The 10,134-nt window shown below is 50.6% G+C and carries 10 protein-coding genes, 1 tRNA gene and 1 pseudogene; 5 read left to right on the forward strand and 7 right to left on the reverse strand.

Features of this window, described 5'->3' with window-relative positions; genetic code table 11:
* The first annotated feature begins 175 nt into the window (after window positions 1-175).
* Window positions 176-586: a Spy/CpxP family protein refolding chaperone gene (locus FDX24_RS18630; RefSeq protein WP_137364738.1), complete on the forward strand. Its 411-nt coding sequence runs from the start codon at window positions 176-178 to the stop codon at window positions 584-586.
* A 100-nt stretch (window positions 587-686) separates the two neighbouring features.
* On the opposite strand, the gene FDX24_RS18635 is transcribed toward FDX24_RS18630, so the two are convergent.
* Window positions 687-763, reverse strand: a tRNA-Asp gene (locus FDX24_RS18635).
* 134 nt (window positions 764-897) lie between these two features.
* Complete coding sequence (gene dnaQ, locus FDX24_RS18640; protein ID WP_075551413.1) at window positions 898-1,626, reverse strand: DNA polymerase III subunit epsilon; 729 nt, start codon at window positions 1,624-1,626, stop codon at window positions 898-900.
* Here dnaQ and rnhA point away from each other — a divergent pair.
* Window positions 1,580-2,158, forward strand: a pseudogene (rnhA, locus tag FDX24_RS18645) (ribonuclease HI). The gene dnaQ and the pseudogene rnhA sit on opposite strands and share 47 nt — an antisense overlap.
* Here the strand turns inward: rnhA and FDX24_RS18650 are convergent.
* Complete coding sequence (locus tag FDX24_RS18650) at window positions 2,155-2,877, reverse strand: class I SAM-dependent methyltransferase (protein ID WP_137364739.1); 723 nt, start codon at window positions 2,875-2,877, stop codon at window positions 2,155-2,157. The pseudogene rnhA and the gene FDX24_RS18650 overlap by 4 nt on opposite strands.
* Window positions 2,878-2,910: 33 nt before the next feature.
* Here FDX24_RS18650 and gloB point away from each other — a divergent pair, with 33 nt between their 5' ends.
* Complete coding sequence (gene gloB, locus FDX24_RS18655) at window positions 2,911-3,666, forward strand: hydroxyacylglutathione hydrolase (RefSeq protein WP_137364740.1); 756 nt, start codon at window positions 2,911-2,913, stop codon at window positions 3,664-3,666.
* Window positions 3,667-3,737: 71 nt separating this feature from the next.
* On the forward strand, window positions 3,738-5,096 hold the full coding sequence (mltD, locus tag FDX24_RS18660) for a murein transglycosylase D (protein ID WP_137364741.1): 1,359 nt from the start codon (window positions 3,738-3,740) through the stop codon (window positions 5,094-5,096).
* Between the two features lie 49 nt (window positions 5,097-5,145).
* Here the strand turns inward: mltD and FDX24_RS18665 are convergent, their stop codons facing one another.
* The 3 genes from FDX24_RS18665 to FDX24_RS18675 form a co-directional block, all read right to left on the reverse strand.
* Window positions 5,146-5,916, reverse strand: a complete 771-nt coding sequence (locus FDX24_RS18665; protein ID WP_137364742.1) for a class I SAM-dependent methyltransferase — start codon at window positions 5,914-5,916, stop codon at window positions 5,146-5,148.
* Window positions 5,917-5,994: 78 nt separating this feature from the next.
* Window positions 5,995-6,795 (reverse strand): endonuclease/exonuclease/phosphatase family protein, encoded by an 801-nt coding sequence (locus FDX24_RS18670; RefSeq protein WP_048212545.1) that lies wholly within the window; start codon window positions 6,793-6,795, stop codon window positions 5,995-5,997.
* 131 nt (window positions 6,796-6,926) lie between these two features.
* On the reverse strand, window positions 6,927-8,102 hold the full coding sequence (locus tag FDX24_RS18675; protein WP_061067294.1) for an MFS transporter: 1,176 nt from the start codon (window positions 8,100-8,102) through the stop codon (window positions 6,927-6,929).
* Between the two features lie 104 nt (window positions 8,103-8,206).
* Between FDX24_RS18675 and yafC the strand changes: the two genes are divergently transcribed.
* Entirely contained in the window at window positions 8,207-9,121 is a 915-nt protein-coding gene (gene yafC, locus FDX24_RS18680) for a DNA-binding transcriptional regulator YafC (protein ID WP_061067293.1), read from the forward strand.
* A 21-nt stretch (window positions 9,122-9,142) separates the two neighbouring features.
* On the opposite strand, the gene dkgB is transcribed toward yafC, so the two are convergent.
* Window positions 9,143-9,946 (reverse strand): 2,5-didehydrogluconate reductase DkgB, encoded by an 804-nt coding sequence (gene dkgB, locus FDX24_RS18685; protein ID WP_137364743.1) that lies wholly within the window; start codon window positions 9,944-9,946, stop codon window positions 9,143-9,145.
* Between the last annotated feature and the right edge of the window lie 188 nt (window positions 9,947-10,134).

Here is a 10,134-nt window from a genome sequence, read left to right on the forward strand (position 1 = left end):
GCCTTCCCTCCCGCCACGGACCATGTATCCACGGCGGGATTGTTTCACTCCGTAACCAACCGCAAAACAAATTCGCGTGGCGACATGCATCGGGCAACGTATTCTGCAAGGGATAATCACTCGTCACCAGCGAGTGGCAGACAATGTCGATAATTCCCTTATCAGGATTTCAATAATGAAAAACTTCGTACGCATGACTTTGCTGGCAGTTACCGTGGCTGGCGCTTCTTTTAGCTCGCTTGCAGCAACCACATCTAATGTTCCGGCTCCGGCCCAGGATCCGGTCGTTCAACACCTTAAGTTGACCAACGACCAGGTGGCGCAGATTAAAAAACTGCACCAGCAGCTTGAAACCAATGTCAGTCAGATTTCAGTGAAAGACGTTAAAGACGGCGCGCTAATTGACGTCATCAAGTCCGGGAAATGGGATGAAGCAGCCGTCAAAAAACAGCTTTCGGCGTTCAGCAACATCGAACAACAGGCGCGTTATTACCGCGTGAAATACTACTTTGACCTGAACAAAGTGCTGACCCCAGAACAGCGCCAGCAGGTGCAAAAAGATATCGCACAGACGCTGAGCGAGTAACAGCAAGGCCTGCAATAACATATGGTTGCAGGCTTTTATTTTTTTGGGCAGTAAAAACGACGAAAGCCTGAATCATTTCTGATTCAGGCTTTCTGAATAGTGGCGGAATGGACGGGACTCGAACCCGCGACCCCCTGCGTGACAGGCAGGTATTCTAACCAACTGAACTACCACTCCGCGTTGTGTTCCGCTTGGGAACGAAGCGAATATTACGGATTGCCTCGCGCCTCGTCAACGCTTTTTCTCACGTTTTTTAATCGTTTGCTGCAAAAATCACCCGAATGACCATTTCTGTACTGTAAATACCAGAACTAGGCCCGCCAGAGGCAACTTCCGCCCTTCTTCTGTACCAGGTCAAGGCGCGACTCATGGGCTGCCAGCTCTTCATCAGTGGCGAAAACAACGCGTAATTTACTGGACTGACGCACAATGCGCTGGATCCCCGTATCATTCTGCTGCTGGCTGTCACCTTCCATTGAGAACGCCATGGTGGTCTGCCCACCGGTCATCATCAGATAAACGTCGGCCAGAATCTGGGCATCGAGCAATGCGCCGTGCAGGGTACGCTTGCTGTTGTCTATCTCATAGCGCGAGCATAACGCATCAAGGCTGTTACGCTTGCCAGGAAACATTTTCCTCGCCAACGCCAGGCTATCGGTCACTTTACAGAAGGTGTTCGTCTTCGGGATATCGCGATGGAGTTTCGCGAATTCGTAATCCATAAAGCCGATATCAAACGATGCGTTATGGATAACCAGCTCCGCGCCACGGATATAGTCGAGAAACTCATCGGCAACATCGGCGAACGTGGGTTTATCAAGCAGGAATTCATCGGCGATTCCGTGTACGCCAAACGCTTCCGGGTCCACCAGCCGATCCGGCTTCAGGTAAACGTGGAAGTTATTTCCGGTCAGGCGGCGGTTCACCACTTCAACCGCACCGATCTCAATGATCTTGTGGCCTTCGTAGTGGGCGCCAATCTGGTTCATACCGGTGGTTTCGGTATCGAGGACTACCTGTCGTGTAATTCCAGTGCTCATAACGGTCATTTATGTCAGACTTATCGTTTGATTTCGATTTGCTAAAACAGGAAGTCTACCAGAGATGCTTAAACAGGTAGAAATTTTCACCGACGGTTCATGCCTGGGAAATCCAGGGCCAGGTGGTTACGGGGCGATTTTACGCTATCGCGGGCGCGAAAAAACCTTTAGCGAAGGCTACAACCTCACTACCAATAATCGCATGGAGCTGATGGCGGCAATCGTTGCGCTGGAAGCCCTGAAAGAACAGTGTGAAGTGATACTCAGCACGGACAGCCAGTATGTGCGTCAGGGCATTACGCAGTGGATCCACAACTGGAAAAAGCGCGGCTGGAAAACCGCAGATAAAAAACCGGTGAAGAACGTCGATCTGTGGAAACGTCTGGATGCCGCGCTGGGGCCGCACCAAATCAAATGGGAATGGGTTAAAGGGCACGCGGGTCATCCGGAAAACGAACGCTGCGATGAGCTTGCTCGTGCTGCGGCAATGAGTCCCACCCAGGATGATGTTGGGTATCAGGCAGAGTCTTAAGCATCTGGCTTGCGGTATTGTCGGGTTGCCCCAACGGCCTGGCGGATGCGTGCCTTACTTTTACTTTGTTTCATCGGATTGAGCGTAAGCGGAATTGTTCGCTTGCGCGCGACAACCAACTGCAAACAGCCTAGTGCCGGAATATGCGCACTTAACATTTTACCGCCCTGCTTCGCCCAGGGCAGCACGTGGAACCGGCTATAGTGCAGCACCTCAAAATTCAGTAATGATAGCCAGTCCAATTGACGCATGAGGGTAAACATCCGACTGTTGTAAGGCGGTGTTTTACGTAGCACTGGCACCAGCTTACGCAACCCCATCAAGCTTACCGGGTTAAAGCCGCTCAAAATCAACCAACCGTCATCAATCAACACGCGATCGGCTTCACGCAGTAGGCGATGCGGATCGGAACACCACGGTAACGTATGGGCCAATAAACAGACATCCACGGACTTATCGGCAAAGGGAAGATGCAAAGGATCGGCCGTCACCTGCATGGGCGAACCCTGCAAAGAAACATTTACCTGATGAGAAACCGCGCACGCTTCGGAATCGATTTCTGCGCTTAAATTACCAACCTTAAGCAGATGAAAACCGTACATTTTTGCGAACCACGGGTTAAGCTGATACTCCAGCGCCTCACGATAGTGTTCGCCCCAGGGCATATCATCCCAGCTAACGGGCGCTACGACAGTTTGAGGGATCCTTGCCGGTTTCATCACAACCTTCCGTTACGCATTGAGAGGTAATATATGAATCTTAACAGTATTCCTGCATTTCAGGACAATTACATCTGGGTCTTGTCAAATAATGACCAGCATTGTCTGATTGTGGACCCAGGTGAAGCGGCTCCTGTTCTGAAAGCCATTGCAGAGCATAACTGGGTGCCTGAAGCCATTCTGCTAACCCATCATCATCAGGATCACGTGGGCGGAGTGAAAGAACTTCTGCAGCATTTCCCACAAATAGTGGTATACGGACCGGCTGAAACGCAAGATAAGGGAACGACACATATAGTCGAAGATGGCGATATTGCACTCGTTTTGGGGCATGAATTTAGGGTAATTGCTACTCCGGGTCACACTTTAGGACATATCTGTTACTTTAGCCAACCTTACCTATTTTGTGGCGATACGCTCTTTTCAGGCGGCTGTGGCAGACTATTTGAAGGTACAGCTTCACAGATGTATCAATCACTTAATAAATTAAGTTCGCTTCCTGATGATACATTGATCTGCTGTGCCCATGAGTACACATTAGCAAACATGAAGTTTGCCTTAAGCATTCTGCCGCACGATTCGTTTATTAATGATTATTATCGTAAAGTTAATGAGTTACGGGTAAAAAAACAAATGACGCTACCCGTAATTCTGAAAAATGAGCGACGAAATAATCTTTTTTTAAGAACAGAAGATATTGATTTAATTAACGAAATAAACAAAGAAACAATATTGCAACAACCTGAAGAGCGTTTTGCATGGTTAAGGTCAAAGAAAGATACGTTCTGACAATTCCGGGTTGCCTTTTGAAAACTTCGCCGTTATGATCGGTCGTCTTTTAAGCAACTATTGACACACACATGAAGGCAAAAGCGATATTACTCGCCTCTGTCCTGCTTGTTGGGTGCCAGAATACTGGTAACGTCCAACAGCACGCACAGAGCCTTTCTGCAGCTGGTCAAGGGGAAGCAGGAAAGTTTACAAGTCAGGCGCGATGGATGGACGATGGAACATCTATCGCTGCTGATCAGGATTTGTGGGCTTTCATTGGTGACGAGCTAAAGATGGGAATTCCGGAAAACAACCGGATTCGCGAACAAAAACAGAAGTATTTACGCAATAAGAGCTATCTCCACGATGTAACTTTACGGGCAGAGCCGTATATGTACTGGATAGCCGGGCAAGTTAAGAAACGTAACATGCCTATGGAACTGGTACTACTACCCATAGTGGAGAGCGCTTTTGATCCTCACGCAACGTCTGGCGCCAATGCCGCAGGTATTTGGCAGATCATTCCGAGCACGGGGCGCAATTATGGTTTAAAACAGACCCGCAATTATGATGCACGTCGCGACATTGTGGCTTCCACCACTGCCGCGCTGGACATGATGCAGCGTCTGAACAAGATGTTTGATGGCGACTGGCTGCTGACTGTTGCCGCGTATAATAGCGGTGAAGGTCGTGTCATGAAGGCAATCAAAACGAACAAAGCTCGTGGTAAACCCACTGACTTCTGGTCGTTGCCATTGCCTCAGGAAACGAAGCTATACGTGCCCAAAATGCTGGCATTGAGCGATATACTCAAAAACAGCAAACGCTATGGCGTACGTCTGCCAACAACAGATGAAAGCCGCGCGTTGGCACGTGTTCGCCTGAGTAGCCCGGTTGAGATGGCTCAGGTTGCCGATATGGCGGGTATTTCCGTCAGCAAGCTGAAGACCTTCAATGCAGGCGTGAAAGGCTCCACGTTGGGTGCCAGCGGTCCGCAATACGTGATGGTACCAAAGAAGCATGCAGAGAAGCTGCGTGAGTCTTTGGCTTCCGGCGAAATTGCAGCCGTACAGTCAACGCTGGCTGCGGATAACACGCCGCTGAACAGCCGTAGCTACAAAGTTCGCTCTGGCGATACGCTTTCCGGCGTCGCTGCACGTCTTGGCGTGAGCACGAAGGATCTGCAGCAGTGGAATAATCTGCGTGGATCATCGCTGAAAGTGGGCCAAAGCCTGACCGTAGGTGCGGGTACCAGCGCGCAGCGGTTGGCTAATAACAGCGATAGCATCACCTATCGTGTGCGTAAAGGCGACTCGCTGTCGAGCATTGCCAAACGCCACGGGGTTAACATCAAGGATGTGATGCGCTGGAACAACGATACGGACAATCTGCAGCCAGGCGATCAGCTCACGTTGTTTGTGAAAAACAACGGCATGCCGGACTCCTGATAGCATTGTAGAAATGAAGGCACTGGCTTCCCCCCAGTGCCTTTTTTATTTATCCCGCTTTATGCGCCTCAACCATGATCGTGTCGCTGGTAAACGAGCCATCTTCCTGCAACGCAAAGTAGGTTTTCACTTCAACAGAAGCACTCTGTTGGTAAACACGAATCGCGTCGCTCAACGCTGCAGGCGTGCGCATCCGTGCCACCCACGAACTGAACTCCAGCGGCAGACGGTCAGTTAACAACGTATCGGCAATCAGATTGGCATCATTGATTAACGACAACCACTCTCCGCTGGAATAGTTGCGAACGTGCGAGGTATCACGTAACGCCTCGACAGTTTGCAACCAGATATCACGTACAGGATGGCCTGGCGACATCACATCCATCACAATCAGCACACCGCCGGACTTCAGAACGCGGTTCACTTCCCGCAGCGCGCGCCCGACATCATGCCAGTGATGCGCGGAATAGCGGCTAATCACCACATCAAATACGTTATCTTCAAATGGCAGGCTTTCAGCATACCCCTGCCGTGTGGCGATATTTTCCAGACCTCTGTCTTTTGCCGCTCCAGCGACCACTTCAAGCATCTGTGATGATAAATCATAAGCCACGACCTGCTTTACGTGTTGCGCGGCCACAAAGCTGGCGTGCCCCGCTCCGCATCCCATATCCAATACGCAGGCCTGCGGAAATGCCGACAACCTTTCCCCCAGACGTTGCAAGTCACGACCAGAAGCATGCACCGCACTGGTTAAATAGGCATTTGCCTGAGAGCCAAACTGTTTTTCGACGTTGTCATGATGAGAGCGTGTTGTCATTGTGTTGTCCTTCGGTTGTTGTGAAATATGAAGAGCAGCACCATCACAGGCCTGCCCTACGGCAGACCTGACACACCGTTATTGTTCAGGTTTGCCGGGACTGAATTCAACGAGTAGCGGGTTGTGGTCAGATGCGCGGGTGACCAGCACAGAGGCTTCACTCACGTTCAGACCGCGATAGAACACAAAATCGAGAGGACGACCAAACGCGCGGCGGCGCTGATCGTCAGTAAAGCGTACCTGGCGCAGTGACATTTCACGCGCAAAGCGGTACAGCGCATTCATCCGTCGACGGCTCCAGGCATTAAAATCGCCGGCCATGATCACCGGACCGCTGTGATGAGCAATCTGATCGCCAATCGGAAGTAACTGCTTGCTATAGACATCAACGCCAAGGCTAAAGTTAACCGCGTGGATATTCACCACCATTAATAGCCGAGTGTCAGGCAATGGGTACACCGTCACCAGCGCCGATTTCGCCAGCCGTAAAATCGGCTCACGCTCGCGCAATGGGCAGCAGTAAACGGGGTGGGCGGAGGAAAGCGTCATGACGCCAGAGGGATGCTGGGGCAGCACAAAGGCCGGAACCTGATCGGCAGCAAGATAGTTAGCGGTCGCAAACTGCACCAGCTCTGGCGTGGTTTGCGCTTCCTGCAATAACACCAGATGCGCGTCTTTGCCAAAATTCTTCAACACCGACTGCCATTCTGCCCGTTGTTGCTTAAAAATATTCCACACCAGCACGCGAATGCGATCTTCACTGCTTAACGGCACGCCTGCAGGTAATGCCTGGCCGATATGCGCAAATGACCCAGGCGGTAAAATCCGCTCAACGGGCTGTCCGGCAACATAGCGCATGGCATAGGTGTTTTTTCGCACTTTAGACTTTCAAACCTCTATAACGGCAACCAGCCCGCAGCCGGACTGGTTCTTCTGTTATAGGGACTTTAGCACTCACTTTCAACGAACAATTACAGTTTGTTTTGTAAGTGGGTACTTACATCAATGAATTATCCCAATACTACCCGCGCCGGTTTATCCAGGCGACCGCTGATACTCATCAGTAAAAAAGCGACCAGAACAATCAGCGCGCCAATCCACGGAGTCTGTGCTAAACCATAATGCTCTACCGTTTGTCCGCCAATTACAGAGCCAAGCGCAATGCCAATATTAAACGCAGCAATATTCAGACCTGATGCCACATCCACCGCATTTGGGGTAAATTGTTCCGCTTTCTGTACCACGTAAACCTGCAACCCCGGTACGTTACCAAAGGCAAAGATCCCCATCACCAAAATGGTAGCCAGCGCGGCGTACTGCGTGGAGGCCGTCAGTTGGAAAACCATCAGCAGAACAAACAGCGCGGCGAAGATAAATTTCAGCGCCGGGACAGCACCATGTTTATCCGCCAGCTTACCTCCCCAGATATTACCGATAGCGACCGATACGCCATAGCCCAGTAAGATCCAGCTTACCGCTGCCGGCGAAAAGCCAGCCAGGTCCTGCATCATAGGAGCCAGGAAGGTGAATGCAGTGAAGACACCACCGTAACCCAGTGCCGTAACCGCGTAGATAAGCAACAGGCGCGGATGGGTTAACACCTTTACCTGATCACGAATGCTGGCGGCCGCCCGACCCGGAATGTTGGCCGGGATCAGCAGTTGGCTGCTAATCAGTGCAATCACACCCAACAGAGATACAGCAAGGAAAGTCTCGCGCCAGCCAAAGTGCTGACCGATAAACGTACCCAACGGCACGCCCGTCACCAGCGCCACCGTTAAGCCGCCAAACATAATGGCGATGGCGGAAGCGGCTTTCTCTTTTGGCACCAGGCTTGTCGCGATGGTAGAACCAATCGAGAAGAATACGCCGTGTGCCAGGCCTGTCAGCAGGCGGGCGACAATGAGTGTCATATACCCGGGTGCCTGCCATGCCAGCAAATTCCCCGCCGTAAACAGAACCATCAGCGCAACCAACAGTTGCTTACGTGGCAGACGTCCGGTCAGGGCAGTCAATACTGGCGCCCCGATCGCGACACCCAGCGCATAGATTGAAACCAGCATCCCGGCAGAAGGTAAAGAGATCGCCAGTTGTTCAGCAATGGTCGGCACCAGGCCGACAATCACAAATTCAGTCGTGCCAATAGCGAAGGCACTTATTGTGAGTGCAAATAAAGCGAGAGGCATAAATAGCTCCATATCATCAGTAATCAGATGACATGTAGTATGCCGGGATGTTTTAATGACAAAAATATTCAAAATCTCAATATAATTTTGCTTCAGGTGCAAAAATGAAAGCGACATCCGATGAACTTGCGATTTTTGTAGCCGTAGTTGAAAGCGGTAGCTTTAGCCGGGCGGCAGAACAGCTTGGACAAGCCAATTCCGCGGTCAGTCGGGCAGTAAAAAAGCTGGAGATGAAACTGGGCGTCAGTTTGCTGAATCGCACAACCCGACAGCTAAGCCTGACTGAAGAAGGAGAGCGTTACTTCAGACGTGTGCAGCAGGTACTGCAGGAAATGGCAGCTGCAGAAATGGAAATCATCGAGTCGCGTAATACTCCGCGCGGTCTGCTACGTATCGATGCGGCAACACCGGTGATGTTGCATTTCCTGATGCCGCTAATCAAACCTTTCCGTGAGCGCTATCCCGAGATGACGTTGTCGCTGGTTTCCTCAGAGACATTTATCAATCTTATTGAACGAAAAGTGGATGTTGCGATACGTGCCGGTGCCTTGACTGACTCAAGTCTGCGCGCACGTCCACTCTTTACCAGCTACCGCAAGATTATTGCTTCACCTGACTATATTGCCCGCTTCGGTAAGCCAGAGACTGTTGAAGAGTTAAAGCAGCATCTGTGTCTGGGGTTTTCTGAACCCATTTCGCTCAATACATGGCCCATTGCCTGTAGTGACGGACAATTACATGAGGTTGAGTGCGGCCTGTCTTCGAACAGTGGCGAAACGCTGAAGCAGCTTTGCCTGAACGGCAACGGTATTGCTTGTCTTTCAGATTATATGATTGATAAGGAGATCGCTCAGGGTAAGCTGGTCGAATTGATGGCGGATAAACGACTGCCAGTCGAGATGCCTTTCAGCGCGGTGTATTACAGCGATCGTGCCGTCAGTACTCGTATTCGGGCATTCATCGATTTTTTAAGTGAATATATAAGAACAGCTCCCGAAGGAGCTGTAAAAGAGGGTTAAAGGCACAGAGGGGTCAGGCAATTAATCCCACTCAGGCGCCAGACCTTCCGGGCTAACCAGGCGGTCGTTGCAATCCAGAGCAGCGATTGCCGCTTTGTCTTCCGCATCAAGGTGCAGTTCCAGCGCCAGCAGGTTGCTTGCCAGGTTTTCACGCTTGGTAGAAGAAGGGATCACAGAGTAACCTTCCCCCATCGCCCATGCCAGAATCACCTGGGCCGGCGTCGCGTTATGTTTAGCCGCAATGCCAGCAATCACTTCATCTTTCAGCGCCTTACCGTAAGCCAGCGTCATGTATGAGGTGATGTGGATACCGTGCTCTTTCGCCCAGTCAACAACCTTACGGCTTTGCAGATATGGAGATAACTCAATCTGGTTAGTCGCAATATTCTCTGCACCCACAGCAGCAATAGCTTTTTCCATCAATGGGATAGTGAAGTTAGAGATACCAATTTCACGAGTCAGCCCTTGCTCTTTAGCTTCGAGCAATGCTTGCATAAACTCTTCAACAGAGACGGCATCTCCTGGAGATGGCCAGTGGATCAGCGTCAGATCAACATAATCTGTGCGCAGTTTTTTCAGGCTCTCTTTCAGGCTTGGGATCAGCTTATCTTTGCCAAGATTTTCAATCCAGATCTTGGTGGTGATGTACAACTCATTACGCGGTACGCCACTTTCGGCAATCGCCTGACCAACAGCCGCTTCATTATCATAGATTTGTGCAGTGTCGACAGCACGGTAGCCCAGATCAAGCGCCGTTTTAACAGAAGCGATAACCACGTCGTCTTTCAGGCGGAAAGTACCTAAACCAAATGCAGGGATTGTCATAGAATTCCTCTTTTTAATCACAATGTTCGTTAACTGAGGGGATTATGACCTTCTGCTCTTTATAGAAAAAGAGCGAACAATGCAGAGGAGTTTTGCGAATTCAGCAATAATAAAGTTACAGGCAAAGAAAAAGCCCTGAGCAAATGCTCAGGGCTCTTAATAAGTGGCGGAACGGACGGGACTCGAAC

Origin of the sequence: Citrobacter sp. wls716 (assembly GCF_005280975.1) — a bacterium.
GTDB lineage: Bacteria > Pseudomonadota > Gammaproteobacteria > Enterobacterales > Enterobacteriaceae > Citrobacter > Citrobacter youngae.